This window comes from Agrobacterium sp. CG674 (assembly GCF_053521645.1).
Genome location: NZ_JBNWDZ010000001.1, coordinates 838,722 through 855,482, shown reverse-complemented (window position 1 = coordinate 855,482; position 16,761 = coordinate 838,722). Strand labels below are relative to the sequence as shown.

The 16,761-nt window shown below is 50.2% G+C and carries 25 protein-coding genes; 4 read left to right on the top strand and 21 right to left on the bottom strand.

What is annotated here, in order from left to right:
- Window positions 1-311: 311 nt before the first annotated feature.
- The 7 genes from ACQZ51_RS04180 to ACQZ51_RS04150 form a co-directional block, all read right to left on the bottom strand.
- Window positions 312-698, bottom strand: coding sequence for a hypothetical protein (locus ACQZ51_RS04180; protein WP_448775389.1), 387 nt, complete (start codon window positions 696-698; stop codon window positions 312-314).
- 107 nt (window positions 699-805) lie between these two features.
- The gene (locus ACQZ51_RS04175; RefSeq protein WP_448775387.1) at window positions 806-1,474 is read right to left on the bottom strand and encodes a hypothetical protein; all 669 of its coding nucleotides are present in this window, start codon (window positions 1,472-1,474) and stop codon (window positions 806-808) included.
- A gap of 22 nt (window positions 1,475-1,496) precedes the next feature.
- Window positions 1,497-1,850: a hypothetical protein gene (locus tag ACQZ51_RS04170; protein ID WP_448775385.1), complete on the bottom strand. Its 354-nt coding sequence runs from the start codon at window positions 1,848-1,850 to the stop codon at window positions 1,497-1,499.
- 45 nt (window positions 1,851-1,895) lie between these two features.
- Window positions 1,896-2,822, bottom strand: coding sequence for an STM4504/CBY_0614 family protein (locus ACQZ51_RS04165; RefSeq protein WP_448775383.1), 927 nt, complete (start codon window positions 2,820-2,822; stop codon window positions 1,896-1,898).
- A gap of 233 nt (window positions 2,823-3,055) precedes the next feature.
- The gene (locus ACQZ51_RS04160; protein WP_448775381.1) at window positions 3,056-3,982 is read right to left on the bottom strand and encodes an Abi-alpha family protein; all 927 of its coding nucleotides are present in this window, start codon (window positions 3,980-3,982) and stop codon (window positions 3,056-3,058) included.
- 98 nt (window positions 3,983-4,080) lie between these two features.
- Window positions 4,081-4,701, bottom strand: a complete 621-nt coding sequence (locus tag ACQZ51_RS04155; RefSeq protein WP_448775379.1) for a recombinase family protein — start codon at window positions 4,699-4,701, stop codon at window positions 4,081-4,083.
- Between the two features lie 227 nt (window positions 4,702-4,928).
- Window positions 4,929-5,798 carry a hypothetical protein gene (locus ACQZ51_RS04150; protein ID WP_448775378.1) on the bottom strand — a complete coding sequence of 290 codons (870 nt, stop codon included), beginning with the start codon at window positions 5,796-5,798 and terminating at the stop codon, window positions 4,929-4,931.
- Window positions 5,799-6,116: 318 nt separating this feature from the next.
- Here ACQZ51_RS04150 and ACQZ51_RS04145 point away from each other — a divergent pair, with 318 nt between their 5' ends.
- Window positions 6,117-6,992 (top strand): hypothetical protein, encoded by an 876-nt coding sequence (locus ACQZ51_RS04145; RefSeq protein ID WP_448775377.1) that lies wholly within the window; start codon window positions 6,117-6,119, stop codon window positions 6,990-6,992.
- Window positions 6,993-7,011: 19 nt separating this feature from the next.
- Here the strand turns inward: ACQZ51_RS04145 and ACQZ51_RS04140 are convergent, their stop codons facing one another.
- The 11 genes from ACQZ51_RS04140 to ACQZ51_RS04090 form a co-directional block, all read right to left on the bottom strand.
- Window positions 7,012-7,329 (bottom strand): hypothetical protein, encoded by a 318-nt coding sequence (locus tag ACQZ51_RS04140; protein WP_448775375.1) that lies wholly within the window; start codon window positions 7,327-7,329, stop codon window positions 7,012-7,014.
- On the bottom strand, window positions 7,329-7,739 hold the full coding sequence (locus ACQZ51_RS04135; protein WP_448775374.1) for a hypothetical protein: 411 nt from the start codon (window positions 7,737-7,739) through the stop codon (window positions 7,329-7,331). The genes ACQZ51_RS04140 and ACQZ51_RS04135 overlap by 1 nt, the downstream gene beginning before the upstream one ends.
- A gap of 9 nt (window positions 7,740-7,748) precedes the next feature.
- Complete coding sequence (locus ACQZ51_RS04130; RefSeq protein WP_448775372.1) at window positions 7,749-8,045, bottom strand: hypothetical protein; 297 nt, start codon at window positions 8,043-8,045, stop codon at window positions 7,749-7,751.
- Window positions 8,046-8,088: 43 nt separating this feature from the next.
- Entirely contained in the window at window positions 8,089-8,499 is a 411-nt protein-coding gene (locus ACQZ51_RS04125) for a hypothetical protein (protein WP_448775370.1), read from the bottom strand.
- 120 nt (window positions 8,500-8,619) lie between these two features.
- Complete coding sequence (locus tag ACQZ51_RS04120; RefSeq protein WP_448775368.1) at window positions 8,620-8,901, bottom strand: hypothetical protein; 282 nt, start codon at window positions 8,899-8,901, stop codon at window positions 8,620-8,622.
- Between the two features lie 308 nt (window positions 8,902-9,209).
- Entirely contained in the window at window positions 9,210-9,533 is a 324-nt protein-coding gene (locus tag ACQZ51_RS04115; RefSeq protein ID WP_448775367.1) for an endodeoxyribonuclease, read from the bottom strand.
- On the bottom strand, window positions 9,530-9,967 hold the full coding sequence (locus ACQZ51_RS04110; protein ID WP_448775366.1) for a lysozyme: 438 nt from the start codon (window positions 9,965-9,967) through the stop codon (window positions 9,530-9,532). Before ACQZ51_RS04110 ends, ACQZ51_RS04115 begins: the two co-directional genes overlap by 4 nt.
- 110 nt (window positions 9,968-10,077) lie before the next feature.
- On the bottom strand, window positions 10,078-10,617 hold the full coding sequence (locus tag ACQZ51_RS04105; RefSeq protein ID WP_448775365.1) for a hypothetical protein: 540 nt from the start codon (window positions 10,615-10,617) through the stop codon (window positions 10,078-10,080).
- Between the two features lie 194 nt (window positions 10,618-10,811).
- Window positions 10,812-11,297 carry a hypothetical protein gene (locus tag ACQZ51_RS04100; protein ID WP_448775364.1) on the bottom strand — a complete coding sequence of 162 codons (486 nt, stop codon included), beginning with the start codon at window positions 11,295-11,297 and terminating at the stop codon, window positions 10,812-10,814.
- A gap of 41 nt (window positions 11,298-11,338) precedes the next feature.
- Window positions 11,339-11,581: a hypothetical protein gene (locus tag ACQZ51_RS04095; RefSeq protein WP_448775362.1), complete on the bottom strand. Its 243-nt coding sequence runs from the start codon at window positions 11,579-11,581 to the stop codon at window positions 11,339-11,341.
- Window positions 11,582-11,654: 73 nt separating this feature from the next.
- Window positions 11,655-12,653 carry a hypothetical protein gene (locus ACQZ51_RS04090; RefSeq protein WP_448775360.1) on the bottom strand — a complete coding sequence of 333 codons (999 nt, stop codon included), beginning with the start codon at window positions 12,651-12,653 and terminating at the stop codon, window positions 11,655-11,657.
- 400 nt (window positions 12,654-13,053) lie between these two features.
- Between ACQZ51_RS04090 and ACQZ51_RS04085 the strand changes: the two genes are divergently transcribed.
- The 3 genes from ACQZ51_RS04085 to ACQZ51_RS04075 all read left to right on the top strand — a co-directional run bounded on the left by ACQZ51_RS04085 (window position 13,054) and on the right by ACQZ51_RS04075 (window position 14,144).
- Entirely contained in the window at window positions 13,054-13,545 is a 492-nt protein-coding gene (locus ACQZ51_RS04085; protein WP_448775359.1) for a hypothetical protein, read from the top strand.
- Window positions 13,546-13,563: 18 nt separating this feature from the next.
- The gene (locus ACQZ51_RS04080) at window positions 13,564-13,884 is read left to right on the top strand and encodes a hypothetical protein (RefSeq protein ID WP_448775358.1); all 321 of its coding nucleotides are present in this window, start codon (window positions 13,564-13,566) and stop codon (window positions 13,882-13,884) included.
- A 92-nt stretch (window positions 13,885-13,976) separates the two neighbouring features.
- Entirely contained in the window at window positions 13,977-14,144 is a 168-nt protein-coding gene (locus ACQZ51_RS04075) for a hypothetical protein (RefSeq protein WP_448775357.1), read from the top strand.
- On the opposite strand, the gene ACQZ51_RS04070 is transcribed toward ACQZ51_RS04075, so the two are convergent.
- From ACQZ51_RS04070 to ACQZ51_RS04060, 3 genes are all read right to left on the bottom strand, one after another.
- Window positions 14,141-14,479, bottom strand: coding sequence for a DUF2958 domain-containing protein (locus tag ACQZ51_RS04070; RefSeq protein ID WP_448775356.1), 339 nt, complete (start codon window positions 14,477-14,479; stop codon window positions 14,141-14,143). The two genes, ACQZ51_RS04075 and ACQZ51_RS04070, sit on opposite strands and share 4 nt — an antisense overlap.
- Window positions 14,476-14,625, bottom strand: a complete 150-nt coding sequence (locus ACQZ51_RS04065; protein ID WP_448775354.1) for a hypothetical protein — start codon at window positions 14,623-14,625, stop codon at window positions 14,476-14,478. The genes ACQZ51_RS04070 and ACQZ51_RS04065 overlap by 4 nt, the downstream gene beginning before the upstream one ends.
- 93 nt (window positions 14,626-14,718) lie before the next feature.
- On the bottom strand, window positions 14,719-16,695 hold the full coding sequence (locus tag ACQZ51_RS04060; RefSeq protein WP_448775776.1) for a recombinase family protein: 1,977 nt from the start codon (window positions 16,693-16,695) through the stop codon (window positions 14,719-14,721).
- Window positions 16,696-16,761: the final 66 nt, after the last annotated feature.

Below are 16,761 nucleotides of genomic sequence, written 5' to 3'. Positions count from 1 at the left end.
ATTCAGGTGCAGCCAATGTGATCCCGGCGCGTGTGAGATTTTCCTGCAACCCGACGGCTTTGACCGAGTGCCGGAACGGATCGTGTGGCGGCCAGTGGTAGTTAAAGATCGGCAATAGCAGCGGGACCATGGGAGGCTCATACAGCGCGTTCGCTCCCTAACGCGGCGCTGATGCGCGGGACAACAAAGAACCAGCCGCTGACGCTCCTAAGGGGCCTGCGGCGTGCTGCGCCTGGCCATGCGCTGGACATGGAAAAGCCCCGACATTGCTGCCGGGGCTCGTTCCGATTGCTTGCGCAAACAATCGCTGCTTACTTGGCCTTCTTGCTTTTCGAGCGGCCAACCTTCAGCCGCTCGCTGCGCTCCATGCTGTGCAGGGCGATTTTATCTTGGAGTTTCGTGTCCGCCTGAATTGCTTCCTTCGCAGCATTCAGGATTACCGCCACTCCATCGAGATCAGCGGCTTTGAACAACTTGCTGCCTGCGATTTCGAAAGCGTTGCGACCGATACGAACAACGTATTCTGCGCCTTGCTTGCGGAACCATAGCGACCGCGTATTGATGGCCTTGCCTTCTTTGACCTGACCAGCGTAATCGATCTGTGTTTTGAGTTTCGCGTAGAATATTTCGACCGGGTTCTGACCGCCAACGTGACCAGTTGTTGCTGCCGCCTTGAGAGTTTCCAGTGCGTTTGCCATTGTGTAGTTCCTTGCACCAGCAGCACAATTGCTGCCGTGCTTCTCTATCAATAGCCGTTGACAACTCAGGGCAACCGAAGATTGCCGCGGATCACGGGAAAATAATATCACCTAGACCAAAAATGTTTTTGTTGGGCAAATACCTTCTCTTTCAGAGACTGGAATGTCGGACGTGGCTCTATAATTTCACGGCAAAACTTTTCGACATCTGACATCAACGCGTCGATGCGGGTGCCGACAGGATCGTTTTCTGAAAACGTTTCCCAAAAGACCGCCTCGGCGGCTGCCATATCTGCCAAGTGCTTTTCTCTCTCTTGTTCGGTTCGAAAGGTTTGCCCCTGCCGCTTCCAAAGCAATTCGAGTTTAAGCGAAGACTTGAAAATGTCACGACGTATCCCCTCGACCTTGTCGAAAGCAGTCAGATTATCTTTGCCAAAATATGCTTGGTGCTGATTTCTTAGAGCGGCCACCGCGATGAACTTTTCCGACCTACTATTAAGTCGCTCAATGGCCACAAATGCCATTCGCCCAATCTCAGCGTCACGTTGGGACTCCCCTGGCTTGATTTGCCTAGTGGTGCCTTCACCTGTAGCAGTTACCGGAGACCGGATCTCTTCAAACGCATGTTTGACTTCTAGGAATGCAATAATCGTCTGTATCGCCAAATCGATGCGCTTCTGGCCAATTGTAGTGCGACGCCACGCACCAACGCCGTACACGAAGGAAGCCGCAGCAATCATGGCGGAGGCGGTCTGTAAAACAACTGGCCAATTCATGTTATGACTGAACCCTCTAAAATTATTGCATGAAGTTCGTTTTGATGAAGGCGGCAGTGACTGCGGGGATGAAGGACATGAAGGCGTACGATGAACACAGCGAAAGTGTTCCGGCGATCCACAAGAACATCTCTCTGTTTTTATGAGAGAGCCCCAAGATTTCCGCTAAAAAATTGATTGCGTACCTAGCGTACATCACAAGGTAAGTCAGAAGCGCGAGCCATGCGACACCGTAAATGGCCCACAACCAAAGAGCGCCTTGCCTCGCCAAAGCGATTTCCAGTGCAGCCAATACCACAAGACTTTCAATAGTCGTGAATACGAACTCTCTCACGCCTTTTGCAAACGTGATCGCCGGTTGCACATCGGCGGCCAAGTGATCTTCTTGCCGAAGAACTGATCTTGCAAATTTCTTCAGCATTTAGACGAGCGCAATCTCTGCTTCTACGAGAAACAGAATGGTAGAGGCGGTCATATGCAGCATGTAACTCGCCAGATAATTTGGCACACTCACAGGCTCACTGCCCTGCCCATGCCCAGCCAACTTATTTCGACCAGTTGGTACGGCACTTTCAAGGCTGCTCTTTAGCGCGTTCATTTGCGTCTGCCAGAACACAGGAACAAGTTCTTTTTCGAAGAGTAATTTAATCAACTGGCTGGCGGTCGCATTGGAATCACGTTGCCATCCCCGCTTGTCACAGATAGCCTTCATCGTGCTTTCGAAAGCCTTCAAGCAGTCGACCAACGCCTCTTTATTGTTGCCATGGCGATAATGTTGGTGCGCTGAAAGATACTCGTCTTGAGGCCCAGCGTATTCGGGACCATTCAACAGTCGAAGCGCGGGTTTAACAACCTCGGCGTGGATCAACTCTGAATCGACACGGATAATTTCACCGTTCGTGTACTGATATCCGACGCCGGCCTCTTTGAGCCGATGGTTGATTTCGCTTAAAACGCCGTCAAAAAAGGCGTTGCCACTTCCCTTCGTGAGATAGTTGTTGCTCCTGACGTTCTTGTCGATAGTCACGCAGCATAATTCAAGAACGTCTAGGGCTTCGTCGATCTCTGCTCGATTAACGAAGAAGTCTTGAATCTCCTCGAACTCATTTGATACGTAGGGCACCAACTGAGTAACGCCGTATTCACGACGTAATATCTTTACTATGCCTGCGTATGTATTTCCTGCACTAGTGTTCATCCGAAATCGGCCGTAGTCGCCCATACCATCTTGAATCGCAAAAAAAAGGGTTGTCCGAAGCGCGTTGGACATTGTTTCATACTGATATGTATCAATCACATCGCCCCGCGCCCTGCGCTGCCTTTTCGAGAATATGTCTACTATTGGCATTGAAATCTTTCAGTAACGCTTTTGATTGAACTCAATCTGCCAAGTCATGGCCCCACGTACAACTCCCATATGCTGTTTACGCACAAGAAAATATTCGTTTTGCCTCTCAGAAGAGTATCGAATTCACATCAATTTAGTGCATCATCTGACGAGGGTTCAAGAAACTGTAGCGGCTGACAAATGCTATCCCTACGATCCATCACGATAGCCGCTGACAATCCAAGGCGACCTGATTACGAACAGGCATGCAGAAGACGTTCCGCTAGACCTGTGAGCGAATAGTTGGGAAATTCCATGCCCTTTGATACAGACGATGGATACCAAAGGTTGGGCATGGGCCTGTTGTCTTCGCTCATCATGTCAAAGCGCTCCCAGACCCACTGCAGTTCGCTTCTAAGACCACTGGTATCTAATTCTATTTCGCCTCTCCGCATTCCAGCCTGTACCAGAGTGTCACCAGCGTAACCGCCCGACCCGTTGTTTATCAACCCCAAGCGCACCAAACTTGAAACGGAGTAGGAGATGTTATCCGTTGAATAATGAGATACGATTTCATCACGAGCAGCCTTCTGCTTCCCTTCATATTCTACTTTAATAAAATTCAGTTTCTCGACGATATCTAGACGTTCTTTTTCTTCATTCGATAAGGCAACGCCCTTTGGTTTCAATACCTCGTCTCTTTTGCTCTGCCGCTCCTCGCTTAGGTTTTCGTGGCGTTTGAGATAATGCATAATTCGGGCGTCAAGGCCGCTCAATTCACTCAAAATCCGTTGGAAAGATGGATCTACTGACGTTTTGTTGCTTGGGTTCATCTCATTCGAAAGCAACGCTGCCCACATGTCGCTGAGATCAACGTCATCAGTCTTGCTCGCTCCTTCAAAAATCGCATAGACCTCCCCCATCGGAAGGGTCTTGGCATTTTCAATGCTGACACCATGCTTTGCCAGGTGATCGCGGGTTTTGGCTAGAACGTCTATCAAGTTTCTTGTGCGCCATTGTTTTATGCGATCACCAACAAGCCCACCAAATACATCACCTGAGAATGCTGCAAAACCGCCCCACGTATCGTTCATTGCCTTCTCAGCAACTCGGGCGGCAGCAGCCTCGATTTCACTTTTAAGCAAGACAATATCGGGAACGTCGTTTTTGTTCTCACCCATCGTTACAACCCAGCCTCGTTAGCGTTTGTGACAATCATATCAAAATTGGTGTAGCATCTGTTAGAGAATTTAAAGAGCCCATAGGGGGTGGTGCACCCTTATACATGCCCTAATCTTAGAAGTAGCCTTACAACCTGACCTGTTCCCCACTCGGCACCACGCGGCGTCCGTATAGCGGCTTCATTGAGGGCTTTAGCAATTGCTGCGGGTGTATCAGTACCGCTGCGGATGAGCGTCTGGACGTGCGTGTGAATGCCCTCTGCAAACGCCGTGGCCTGTTCGGTGCGGGCTTTGTTTGTCCCCCACTCCTGACCCCTCGCCCGCTTTGCAGCAATTGCCGCCTTGGTCCGCTCGGCAATCATCTCGCGTTCTTTCTCCGCAACAGCCGCCATTATGTGGAACTGGAAGTTATCCGCGTTTGGCATATCGCAGGCTTTGATCGGAACATTACGCTTGAGCAACCCGCTGATGAAATGCACATCACGAGACAGACGATCTAACTTTGCGATGATCAGAATAGCGTTGTGGGCTTTCGCCGCGTCCAGCGCGGCTTCCAGTTGAGGTCTGTCATCGCGCTTACCGCTCTCGACCTCTGTAAACTCCGCAAGGATTGGATGACTGCCAACAAACGCTGCAACAGCGCTGCGCTGGGCTTCCAGTCCCAGGCCAGACTTGCCCTGCTGCTGTGTGGAAACTCGGTAGTAAGCGACGTATTTCATAGCGACCTCAGACAGTGAACGTGCGTTCTTTGTCTGCTGCCGAAAAAACAAAAGGGCGAGTGATCTTTACTCTTGCCCTCTGATGCTAAAGGCTAACAATACCCTGCCCTGCGGATTATCCGCGCCACTAAGAGCGGGCTGGGCGATAGGGTTGTCCATATGTGAAGTCTTAGGAAATCGTGGAGCACGTTGTTTTGTCGCTGTTTCTGTCGGGCTCTACCTGACACTCATATGTCTAATTCGTACGCGGTAGATTTGCTATCACCGATTGATCCATTGATTGTAAGCGCTTCTTCCATGGCTGCACTTATCCGTGCTGTCGCGAGAGCCCCCCAAACCTCATCAACACTCTTACGTGCTTCAAGGTATTTCAGTCGTAATGTCGTGTCTTCAAAACTGAGAACTGTAGCATCATCTGTTGCCCCAAATCGAGTTTCAGCCTCTTCGAAAGGAATGTGCTTAAAATCAAGATGCGCAATGGCTTGCCCGCAGTGTAATAAAGTGTCTCTGACGGGTTCCGTAAGTTTATATATTTCCTTGCCGAAAACGAACTTTGTTTTCTCGACGTTGTCAGTCATTTCTCGGACGTCACTATATTTTTTAGGGAAGAACCACATCTCTTTATCTTTGAAGAACTTATACAACTCGAACCTCTTCTCAAAGAGGACGACTTTATAATTGGCGTTGGCTACCTCCTTTGCTAACCGGTTCTGGCTCATGATCGCTGTGTGTTGCTGCCAAGCAGTATCGGCTTGGTCTTGTGCCGTCTTAGCCTGCTGATCCAGTATGTCTCCGTTGCGCTTATACTCCTCTCGCATCAAAGCCATTTCGTCTCGTTGCAACGATAACTCTCTGCTTTGGATGAACACTGCGACTGCGACCCAGATAAAGGCGATGGGTGCGAATACACCGGCTAGAAAATCACCTAGATTGTTTAACTTCGTTTTTTCCAGCCAATCATCGGGACTTCCGTAATGGAATACCTGCCACACCACGACTATTGTGATGATACCCATGTATACCCAACTCGCGACTGTGGCTTTGCGTTTGTATTCGTTGCCAATTTCGTCATTAGACGCAGATTTTATTTCAGCCATTTCGCCCTCTACTCGCTTAGCCCATAGTAGATCCCGCAAACTTCTCGCCCAAGTCGTCGTTTAGACAATTCACAACTTTCTACAAAGAGATCGTTTAGGTGTGGGGAAGTTTGAACCGGTCCGTGGCTTTGGTGGCTCGTCATTCAGGGCATCTGCAAAGCCCTCGGAATCAATGGAGCGTGGCGGGCGACGATTGATTGTCCAACGGTGTGCGATCTTGCACGCTGCTTCTGCCGCTCGCTCCCGCAAGAATTGTTGCTTCTTTTTTCCATTGTCGGCTAAACCTACGCTCGATTAATTTGATGGTAGAGGTGATCGATGGTTGCAGAAGAGGTATTCGATGACAACAGAGACAGCGTGGAAATCGAATTTGAATGTCCAAACCCACTTTGTCCCGTCACGATAGACGACTTAGTGCAACCTGCGACATGGGATCCGAATGCTCCTGTTGATCAAGCGGATGGTCACGTTGAGAACTTCGTCACCTGTCCCGCATGTAAAACGACTTATGTCGTTGATGCTTACGCCAGTATGCAGGGGCGACATTATGTTTTGCGCGATCACTTCGGCGTTTGGGTCCGCGATGTCCGTTCGACCGATTATGAAGAGTTCCTTGCCGAATACGAGCCAAGCGAACCCTACGACGTGTACCGCAAAGCAGTCGATGCAATCGATGACCTATTCTATGGGTCCGAGGTCATGGGCAGGGTTCAGCAGACCTTCAACCGAATGCTCTACCTTAACCACGTGAGCGCCTTGGAAGCATATTTGAGCGATCGCCTCATCAAAGCAGTAACCAGCGACAAATCGAAACTAATCGCCCTGATTGGTTCATCTCCCAAGTTTCGAGACAACAACGTCAGTCTGATCACCATAGCAAAGAACGCAGACTATCCGCTCAACTATGTCAAAGACTACCTCCAGCGATTTTCATTCCATGATTTCGAGGGTGTGGCCGCGTTCTATGCGCCAGTGGTGAAGTTTAACTTTTTTGAGAATGAGACACACAAAGGCAATCTGTTGGCTATCGCACAAAAGCGGCATCACATCGTTCATCGGAACGGAAAGGACAATGACGGCAAAGATGTTGAGGTATCTGACAAAGAACTTGAGGAACTAAAGGAAATCGCCCACAGGCTCGTACTCCGTGTTGAAGGAGCCCATGATCACCAAGATGCTGATCACTTCTTATAATGTATTTGGCAGTTGTTCATCACTGGACACCACAGGAAAGTTTAAACACCATAGCGTCGGCTTTCGTCAGAAATTCGACATCAGCCCCGGCATTGCTGCCTGTCTCAACGTTCAGCACATTCGTCCACCTGTGGCCTTGCAGTTTTCGATAGAGGATTAGGCTCACGACAGCCGCGTTCAAGTGGTGTTGGCCGGTTATGCCCCATCCATGGGCTTGGCTGTTTTCGTTGTCCGCGTTTGTCAGTTCCGTCAGGTCGAACGTGTCGTTGAACAGTAATTGCCAAACTCCGCTGCGAACTTCATTCCGGTCCACTTCCACGAACACCGTGTAGGGCATCACGCACCTCCATGGGCGAGTTTGAACAACATTGCAGTTTGCAGATCGGGTAACTGGATGAAACAGGCTCGATGATGCTGATCGCCACCTATTAATGCGTTAGACGCCACCTCGATGTCAGCAATTTGTGACACGTCAGGCCAAGCAACATACGGAACCACTCTAAACGGCACTGTCAGGTTTTGACCATTTACCTCAATATCAAGCGATCCAACGTTTGGTCCGAAATTGGCCCCCGTCTCACTCAAGAGGCACCAGCGGCTATCCGCTTCCATCTCGTCGAGTTGGCCTAGAGGTATTGTGAGGTTGTTATAGTCATTGGGCTTCCCGACACCCACACGCGCAATCAGGTCGTAAATGTTGCTGCGTGAGGTTTCGATTTCTCGGCGTATTGATTTTAAATCTGCCATCGCTGCACCTCAACGTTCTTGGCTGAGGATTGTCGTCAACACGTCCTCGCCGTTGAAGTAGGCTTTGATGACTTCTAGTTCGCTAGAGCGAATGGGGTTGAATAGCGCCGTATAATCTCCCGGATAGAGGGTCACTTCATGGTACTGGTTTGGAAGCGTCCCACGAGAGACTAGGTTCGTCATCATTGAATTGTATTCATCTGCCTTCGCCCTTGCGCGAGCATCGCTCTCGTCGTGGCGATCTACGATCTTCTTCGCCTGTCTCACCATAAACTCGGCAAAGGCTTCGTCGTTTCGGTTACTCATTTTTGTTACCTCACTTGTTGTGTGTGAGATATTTATCAATGCCTTAGTCTGGACGACGATTACGGCGGCGTGGCTTTGGTGGCTCGTCATTCAGGGCATCTGCAAAGCCCTTGGCGTCTATTGATGTGGGAAGACGGGGATTGCTTGCCCAACGATGTGCGATCTTGAACGCTCCTTCTGCCAGTGACAGTCCAAGCATACCAATGGCAAAGGCCAAGCCGTTGATCGTGGACACATCAAGCAGTCCAATACCGAACCACTTCGCCACTAGCGGTGTTAGATACATCGCACAGAGCGCTCCGACGAGACACGCCGACACCAGTTCCCAACTGAGCCGTTTGCCTTGGATGACAGTGCGGACGAATGCACCGGCAATACCTGCGACTAGATGGGATGGCGATATACCAGTGGCGATGAGGAAGGTGCCAATGGCTGATGTAATAGTGTCGAACATGATGGGGTCTACCTTCGAAATCGAACCCATCGATCTGCGAGTTCTGCCCGACTATTTAAGCGAATAGCGGGGATTGAAGCCTCATTTGTCCGATACACGCGCAGCACCGCTCGATGACCTCTACTCGGACTTACCGAGAAGTTCTGCTATGGCTCTCGTCGTGTCGCGCATTGGTATTGTTGGTTCTGGCCGATCTCCGGCTTCCACCTCAATTAGGCTTGCTAACTTGAGTGACTTCCAACCGTAATGCGACATGACTTCGCCCACGCCAAACAGCATGATGATAAAGGCGGCTACAAGGGTGATCGGGGATGCGGCAAGGAATTGCGACGCTACGTAGCGCTTTGCGGTCGCGATCATCCTCAAGCAACCCAAGACCCCCTTCATGAACTTAGCGTTCATAACGGTGCTCCTGAACTGTTGAAGATGTCGTTTCCGGTTCTACAGCCCCTTTGGCGTACTGGCACCAAAAATCAGGGTTTTGTGGCTGTGCTGCATCTCCCTGCAGCATGAACAAGTCACTACATCTGGCTTTGTATTCCGAAAGAAGCCGCTGCCAGCACTTAGGCTTCCCAACTGATAACTCAGTAGGTTATATCAATCAGCCATCGAGGTATTCCAACATGGCTGATCTCTGTAATATACGGATTGCGAGTAGATTCGCCAATACCCTTGTTCAAAATTCGTTAAGTTCCTTGTGGATTGTTGCTTTACGCCTGTTTCCACTTGATGCCGTTGGCATCGCACCAGCCCGCATATGTGGTCTTGCTGGTCTTCGTGATCGTGCGCTGTGCGTTCTGGAACACGATGGTCACTTCGTATTCTGGGTGTTGAGCCTTGATCGCTTTGTGTTTGGCTCGATCCTCCGCTGTGAACAGCCCCTTGGCTTCCACGATCTTCTTCCCCGCGACATCGATGAAGTCGGGCAAATATTTGCGCTGGACCCTGTATGAGAGCCGCAGCGCTTCATATTCGAACTCTGGTCCAAGGGTCTTGGCAACCTTCTTTTCCAGATTGTTGCGAAGCCCGCTCATGGCTTCTTCCACAACGCAATTTCAGCCTGACGACGACGAACTAGCCCCTGTAACCGCTTGCCACCTGCGTTCACCCACTGGAGCCAGGAGCGTTCAATATCAGCAACTGGTCTGCCCTCGTTGATGTACTTGAGCATCGTGGACTTTGAGAGATTGCCTTCTCCGAGATTGTATGTCCAAGACACGAGAGCGCCGCGCTGGTTTTCGGTCAGTTTGACCTTCACCAATTTGGCTATGGCGTTCTCAAACCGTGTCACGTCCTCAATAAGCAACCGCGTTGCCTCTGCCTCGGTGATCTTCTTCTTACCTACATCAGCGAGTGTCAGTCCCTTGGTTGTGCCGTAGCCGATGGTTGGCACCTTTGCGGGGCAAAGATATGCTGTGAGTTCACAGCCTTCAAACTGCCTGATTAAATCAATGGATGCTTTGTTCATTCCCATCCAATATTTACTGGATGGCTTGGCCTATGACGACGAAAGCCCGCTCTGAGGAACGGGCTTTACGGAGTGAACGCTGGTGAACGAAGCTTCGCCGTTTGCTCAGATCAAGAGAGAAGCAGTTTCATTTCGATAGCCTTCGCATTAGCGCTTGGTTTGAAACTGGCGAATATAAGGCTTGTCAGCGTCCTGTGCGCGTTACGTCGCGACACGTTGAAAATCTCCATTGAAAAGGTTTCAGCATCACCGGCTGCCGCTGCTTCGCGGTGCATCTTATCGACCTCGGCCCACCCGTCATCATCGAAATTACTGTCCCATTTGCCAGCATATGTATGCGAAAGGTGATTGAACCCCTCAAGAGAGTTGCGCGCCACCTGGGTTAGGACAACGTGCTTAGTGCTTTCAATCTTCTCCCTAACGAAGCGGTCGAAAACATTAGTAAGGCTGAACCCCGGATAGCGGATGAACGCGCCTTCATGGGTAACGTCTTCCATTTTACCAGATGCTACCTGCAACAGTTTGATCGTTCTCCAATGCTCGCCGCTATCACGCGAAATCGAGAAACCGAGGCCACCTTTGTAACCGGGTTCACCCATCTTCTCATCAAGACGCAGTAGTTCGTTTCGAATATCCTCGATTATTGCCATCGCTTTACTCCTTTACCCTCGCAACGTATTGCCAGCGGATTATTATCTCAACCTAAAAAACATCGTTAAAACAGAGCCTTAGGTCTCATTGCCCAACTTCAACTTTCTACTTATCCTTAACAAATACACCGGCTTCATATGCGAGAGCACGGAGTGAGCAACAGTGAACGAAGCTGCGCCGTTGATACTGACGATCACAGCACCTTCCCTGTCTCATCGAGAAATTCCAGCACAGCGCAGTTCTTCAACTTATGACCGTTTGCGGAGAGTTCAGCGAGTAATGCGACGAGTTGGCGGGCTTGTGCCTCGCTAATGTCGTTGCGGTTGTTGATCTTGTCCTCATGCAATTCCGTAACGAATTCGTACCATGTCTGCGCTGCACGCTTGGTGCTGCTCTTTGCACTGGCCGTGCCATGCATGATCGAAATGTCTGGTTGTGCGCCGGTTACGAAGTGACGCAACTCGCCAAGCAGCAAGCCGATCCAGTTTTTATTCGACTTCGTCAGCGTCATGAATGCGGATGAGGCATTCAACTTGGGTTTACGCTTATAGGGAATACGCACGGTTGGTTTTGCTCTGAGGTCCGCAATAGGATCGAGTGCCAGTGTGTCGGGATGGGTTTCGATGACGACTTGAACCGCTTCGAAAATGTCTGCAAAAGTGCTAGTTGAAATGCTCATTGGGGTTTTTACCTTCTTATTGTTTTTGACTCGTCGAGTGATCAGCGGTCTTTGCCGTGCTCATCCAGTTTTGCCTCGAAGAACGAGATCGCTTCTGCGATTGCCCGCTCCGCGCCTTCAAGTGCTGTTTTAATCAACACTGCATCTGCCTCATCCACCCGAAATGAGGTGTCACGGTAGGCGAAACGAGCCGCGATAGTCTCTGGTGATTGCTTCTTGCCGACCTTTGACTGGCGGATTTTCTCAATCCTGTCCGGTGTGTGTTTGTAGTCTTTGGGTGCCATCTTAGGCTCCTTCTCATTTTGCGATGTCTAACGTATTATTTATGCCTGAACGTGGTTCTGGCCCTCATACGGATCATTTGCTGAAATCGGCCATCGTCTTGATCTTGAACTTCTTCTTTGGAGCGCTTAGTTCCACGTCCAAGTGCTGACGAGCCGCGTCACGGAAAATACCCTTCTTGTAGATCGGGCTACCGGAGGTGCGGTTGAATTCGAAATCCAGCGGCAGTTCGTAACGGCTAGCACCGAAGAAAAGGATCAACGTTGGAGGCTGGTTGACGATCTGGAACATGATGCCAGCAGCATATGCGATGATGTCAGCGCTCTTATCGTCTTTGTTGATTTCCTTGAGGATCGCCAACTTTGGAGCGATCTCGTATTGCACGAGCAACTTGGAATACCGGCTGAACTCTAATTTGAAATTCAGATACCACTCGTCGTTCTCAACCTCCATTTCAGCCAATCGCTTGTTGATGTCGCGGCTTCGATTGTAGAAATCCAACATGAACACATCGGCGTCCTTGGCGAACGTTGTGGGTTCGGATCGGATCATCAGTTTTGCCCGGTGAACTGTGGACTTCTTGCCCTTGTTGGAGTTGTCGAAGAGGTCCGTCTTTATCTCGTAGAAATCAAAGTGTTCGTGGGTGGTGTCGTCGTGCTGGTCGGGGGTGTCGTCCGCGCAGCCATTAACAACTTGTTCTTGTTCGGCGGATGAGCAGAGCGAAGTAGCCGTGTCTTCACTGGCCGTCGTGGCGGATGCCGCGTGGCGCTTCACTCCACATTGATTTGCGGAAAAGCCAACTTCACTACATGCGTCGTCAGCGCCTTCAGGCGCGCATGTATTAAGTAACTTCTCTCTACTTCTAATACTTAATGGATGCGCGCCTGCATCCACAAAAAAAGCGTTAGATGCGTTGTTTCCGCGCTTGTCCTTAATAGATGCGCGGTCTGCTTCCACGAGTTGCTGCATGACAGGGCTGAAGCCGTTTTGTTGAGATGCAGCCTTCGCAATAGCGGTTTCCTTGATCAAAGCGATGATTTCTGCTGCTGTTTTACGTGTACCAGACGTGATCATTTGTTCTTTCCTTTGTTGATACGAAAAAGTCCTGCTTGCGTCTGGTAAAACAAGCAGGACTTTCATAGCCGTGTATCTTTAGGAAGATTCAAATGCTTAGTCTGCAACGAAGTGTAATAACTTCGTTTACCAGACAAAAGCATTACGTTTTTATTTATACAAAACCTCGAATTTCCGCGTCAATATTATATTCTTAATAGATGCGCGCCTTTTATTACTACCAAGAAAACGGCTGCCTCATTCGGAATGAGGCAAAGCGCTTGTCCCTGCAAAACGGTAGTTCCTGCCCAATGGAGCGTCACTGGCTGCATTTGTGGCTTCCCGTGCAACGCAGTGCTGTAGGAAAAGCCCACGCTGTATGAGCCTCCTGTGGACCCTCTGAATGCAGGCGTAAATACGTGTGGATGAAACGAATTCATCTGACTGCTCAGCCCAAGGGACAATCACGTCCCTTGGGCATTTCATTATCGCCCTCACCCTCGACTGGCTGCATACTTCGGACATGAACAGAGACGAACAAATCCTTCGCAAGAAATATCACCAGTTCCGAAACTACCGTGAGAAGCGCTGCAAAGAGCAATTCGAAATCACGGCAGAAGAATGGATCGCATTCTTCCTCAAGACACCCGCGTACTTCGAAACCCTTGCAGCGGCGTTTGGAACTTCCTGCATATCAAAGGCCGACACAGAGGCATCGTGGAGCGTGAAGAACCTCGTGATAGGTCAGCGCACAAAGACACAACGCAAACCAGCGAGTGGCGCTCTGTTGGGTGATACGGCTATTGCTGAGCGCTTTAATCGCCACAACGTGCGAGATGGCAATACTGGTGTTCGTGTCCTCACGAAATCGCAGTGGATCGCAGAACTACGCGGATCGATGCAATCTCAATAAATAGAAATGGACGCTGTTGTGGTAGCGCGTCTGATCCACACGCATATAGGGATTACTCCTCCCTCTCGGATCGATAGCCCGCTTGGTTTGCTCATTTCCAAGCGGGCTTTTCATTGGCTGAATGAGAGGTTGCCCTTTGGCATCAACGGCAATAGCGCTGTGTTTTTGCGTAGCGGAGGCTTGAAGATGGAAACTTGGCAATACGTGGCTATCGGTGCATTCGTGATCGTATTGATTCGGGCTTGGTTCCTCATGGGTAAAATCAGTCGCTTTATCGACGACACCGATTACAGGGATGCCGAGCGGTTCAAGGATCGCAATGCTCGTCACTATCAGTAAGTCGTCGGTGTTTATCCACAATTTAAAATAATTCTGGCTGGAACCGGCAACTGGTACTTGAGTTGACTGAGTGGGGAACTCAGGAAGATCACATGTCACACCAACATGAACTAGCAAAATATCTCGGCCACTCCATGTTCAAACAGGCCAGCAAACGCGCGTCTGACCGGCCAGTTTCCGATGATGGCGATTTCGGCGATCTATTGAAAAGGCTGTCCGAATCCGAGAAGGATCAGACAGCCAAATCGAAGTCTCATTAAACTTCGACAACGCGCCTATCGCGATGAGCAGCCTCGACATACGCGCTGAGCGGCTTGGTTGGATGGAAGTGTTCATCTCGCTCGATCTTCAACCCGTATGGGCCTTGGAGCGACATGATCTCTCTGAGGCTGACATAGCCTAATTCGGGTTCACCCATTCCGAGATCACAAAGACCAAAGCAGGTGTCTCCGTCTTGCTCCATCTCAGTGAGTATCCACGTCGCAGCACCCCAGGGTGCAAACCACTTCACGACCGGAACATGATCTTGTTCGCGTGCAAACGCATTGTTGTCGAGTAAATGCTTGCGAAGTTCAGGTGTAAGCAGGATATTCACGCTGCAACCTCAACACTTGCCATTCCCAGAACGACTACCGCTGCAACACGTTCGATCATGCTGCGCTCTGCACGCCACTCCGCAACGCTCGTGAACACTTGTTCGAAGCGCTTGCCATCAATTCGACCCCAGACCTTAAATCCCATTTGCTCAACTCCTGTTTGCATTAGTGCGTAAACAGGAATATTTCCAGTTGAGTATCAGGGCGAGTAAGAAATGCTCTTAAGTGTCTGTTTTTCTTATTCTTCTAGAGGCGTCATTGATTTCAACTCTACTCTCATAGGCTCCCCATGGGACGCTCGATCTTCTATCGACGGCCACAAAGTCTTATAGATTTCCCTAAACACGTCACTGGACGCGAAATCTTGAGTGCCACTCAATATGTGATCGAACTCCCGACCGAAGATTGTACCGGTCACACGCAGTTTTTTGATTCCTCTTGCCAACAAACCGTCTTTGACTGGTAACGCTTTGAGCCGTTCAATGCTCTCTGCTGTTGCGATCATTTCGGGCGATTGTTGATTACTACCGTAGCCACCCAATGGCGCTTCAATTGCGTGCTGAGTGAAGTCTGCGACCTGCGGGACGTTCTTGAATTCCTTACGTTTGAATTTGACATTGGCGAAACGGTAGGCCCTGCGACCCTGCTCGATGATAACTGTGTAGTGGTTGCCCTCACTGTCGAACTCGACGTGATCAATCATCCCCTTCATCGACGCATTGGTTCGAACTCGCAGAGCATAACGAGTTTCATCATCAGCGGCTTCCCATGCTATTCTCATCGCCTCAATGGCGCTCGCTGGGTCAAGAGCCGCGTGCTTTGCAGCCATGACCTCACGATCATGACGAAGTGTTTCCTGACGCTTCTCTGCGTCTTCACGCTCCAACGTGCGCTCTCTCAAGGCTTTCAAAAGGCCAGCGATTTGTGAACCATCTTCGGTTTCGATTACCTCAGTCAGTCGAGCCTCGCGCTTTCTGAGGTCGATTAGTGACATCGACAGTTTGGCTAGTTCTTCGTCAATATCCGCGATTTCCGCTGTGACCTTGCCCTGCTTGAGAAGATCATCGCCGCCGAACTCTGTCACGTTTTCGAGAATAGATTTTTCAATCATATCGTAGCGGAAACGGGTTCGGCCCGTGGGGCATACCGGGACATTTTCGCTAGTGACTTCATCAGCACGCATGAGGTTACGAAAATTTGCAGAGCAAACAAGATATCTCCACTGCTTCTCACTACGGCTATTGTTCAGCATATACATGCGAGAGCGGCAATGAACGCATTCCGCAAGACCATCCAATAGGTTGCTGAACTGTGTGCCTGCTCGACCGCCCTTTCTGTTCCTGTGGACGATCTTCTGTGCGCGAAGCCATAAGTCGTGGCCGATAACAGCGGGGTAGTAGTCAAGGATTGGATCACCTTCACTGACGTACTTCCCGTCGATCATTTCTCCCGGCTGGTATTCACCAATTGCTGACCGGCTTGTTACGATTGCCTGAACGTTGGCGTGCCACCAGCCCTGCTTGCTGGGTTTCAACGTGGGTTCGCCTCTCGCGTTCAAGTCGCGGGCAATCCGGTCAAAGCCGACACCCTCTGCGCTGCGCTCGAATATCCACCGGACAACATCGGCCCTATCATTGAGATGATATTCGTATTCGCCCTTGGTGATCTTTGTCGCTGTGATCCAACTCGGCGGCGTCTGGTTTGTCTTCTTCCCTAGTCGTGCATCTGCTCGCCTGTTCTTCATGGCGCTGCGGATCAGTTGGCTTTTACGCTCGCTTTCACGATTTGCACGCAACATCGAGGTCAACGTGCTGATCAACTGGTTCGAATTAGAGTTGAGGCTGTTCCACGTATAAGTTTCTTCGTCTCCAAACTCCCCACGAGCAACGACGGTTATACCGAGTTGGAGAATTTCTTTGAATAGGTCGAGGGCTTCGAGCGGCGTTGTTCGTGAAAGGCGATCAAGGTTTTCAATGAGCAGGTAACTGGATGAAGGTATCGCACCTTCGCGGGCCAATTCGATGAAAGCGCCGAGACGACCCTTGCTGCGGTTCAAGCCTTTCCAAGCGGACACACCAATGTCTGCGAAGGCGCTTGTATCTTGCAAATCTAATCCATGTCGGGCGGCGTAGGTTTGGCTCCACTCCAACTGACGACGCATACTGTCGCCTTTGATCTGCTTCTCAGTACTCATACGAATGTACGAGTAAGCCATTCTGTTCTGTGATTCGTGCTGCATCCTTAAGCCCTTGCTGCGCTTGCGTTTTTAGGATGCAGCAAA

Excerpts from the sequence above, each read along its gene's own strand:
- ACQZ51_RS04115 (WP_448775367.1), bottom strand. The coding sequence starts at position 9,533 with ATGAGCGGGCTTCGCAACAATCTGGAAAAGAAGGTTGCCAAGACCCTT.
- ACQZ51_RS04120 (WP_448775368.1), bottom strand. The coding sequence starts at position 8,901 with ATGAACGCTAAGTTCATGAAGGGGGTCTTGGGTTGCTTGAGGATGATC.
- ACQZ51_RS04125 (WP_448775370.1), bottom strand. The coding sequence starts at position 8,499 with ATGTTCGACACTATTACATCAGCCATTGGCACCTTCCTCATCGCCACT.
- ACQZ51_RS04075 (WP_448775357.1), top strand. The coding sequence starts at position 13,977 with ATGTCACACCAACATGAACTAGCAAAATATCTCGGCCACTCCATGTTC.
- ACQZ51_RS04160 (WP_448775381.1), bottom strand. The coding sequence starts at position 3,982 with ATGGGTGAGAACAAAAACGACGTTCCCGATATTGTCTTGCTTAAAAGT.
- ACQZ51_RS04150 (WP_448775378.1), bottom strand. The coding sequence starts at position 5,798 with ATGGCTGAAATAAAATCTGCGTCTAATGACGAAATTGGCAACGAATAC.
- ACQZ51_RS04180 (WP_448775389.1), bottom strand. The coding sequence starts at position 698 with ATGGCAAACGCACTGGAAACTCTCAAGGCGGCAGCAACAACTGGTCAC.
- ACQZ51_RS04165 (WP_448775383.1), bottom strand. The coding sequence starts at position 2,822 with ATGCCAATAGTAGACATATTCTCGAAAAGGCAGCGCAGGGCGCGGGGC.
- ACQZ51_RS04135 (WP_448775374.1), bottom strand. The coding sequence starts at position 7,739 with ATGGCAGATTTAAAATCAATACGCCGAGAAATCGAAACCTCACGCAGC.
- ACQZ51_RS04090 (WP_448775360.1), bottom strand. The coding sequence starts at position 12,653 with ATGATCACGTCTGGTACACGTAAAACAGCAGCAGAAATCATCGCTTTG.
- ACQZ51_RS04175 (WP_448775387.1), bottom strand. The coding sequence starts at position 1,474 with ATGAATTGGCCAGTTGTTTTACAGACCGCCTCCGCCATGATTGCTGCG.
- ACQZ51_RS04060 (WP_448775776.1), bottom strand. The coding sequence starts at position 16,695 with ATGGCTTACTCGTACATTCGTATGAGTACTGAGAAGCAGATCAAAGGC.
- ACQZ51_RS04105 (WP_448775365.1), bottom strand. The coding sequence starts at position 10,617 with ATGGCAATAATCGAGGATATTCGAAACGAACTACTGCGTCTTGATGAG.
- ACQZ51_RS04140 (WP_448775375.1), bottom strand. The coding sequence starts at position 7,329 with ATGCCCTACACGGTGTTCGTGGAAGTGGACCGGAATGAAGTTCGCAGC.
- ACQZ51_RS04155 (WP_448775379.1), bottom strand. The coding sequence starts at position 4,701 with ATGAAATACGTCGCTTACTACCGAGTTTCCACACAGCAGCAGGGCAAG.
- ACQZ51_RS04145 (WP_448775377.1), top strand. The coding sequence starts at position 6,117 with ATGGTTGCAGAAGAGGTATTCGATGACAACAGAGACAGCGTGGAAATC.
- ACQZ51_RS04110 (WP_448775366.1), bottom strand. The coding sequence starts at position 9,967 with ATGAACAAAGCATCCATTGATTTAATCAGGCAGTTTGAAGGCTGTGAA.
- ACQZ51_RS04100 (WP_448775364.1), bottom strand. The coding sequence starts at position 11,297 with ATGAGCATTTCAACTAGCACTTTTGCAGACATTTTCGAAGCGGTTCAA.
- ACQZ51_RS04095 (WP_448775362.1), bottom strand. The coding sequence starts at position 11,581 with ATGGCACCCAAAGACTACAAACACACACCGGACAGGATTGAGAAAATC.
- ACQZ51_RS04065 (WP_448775354.1), bottom strand. The coding sequence starts at position 14,625 with ATGGGATTTAAGGTCTGGGGTCGAATTGATGGCAAGCGCTTCGAACAA.
- ACQZ51_RS04130 (WP_448775372.1), bottom strand. The coding sequence starts at position 8,045 with ATGAGTAACCGAAACGACGAAGCCTTTGCCGAGTTTATGGTGAGACAG.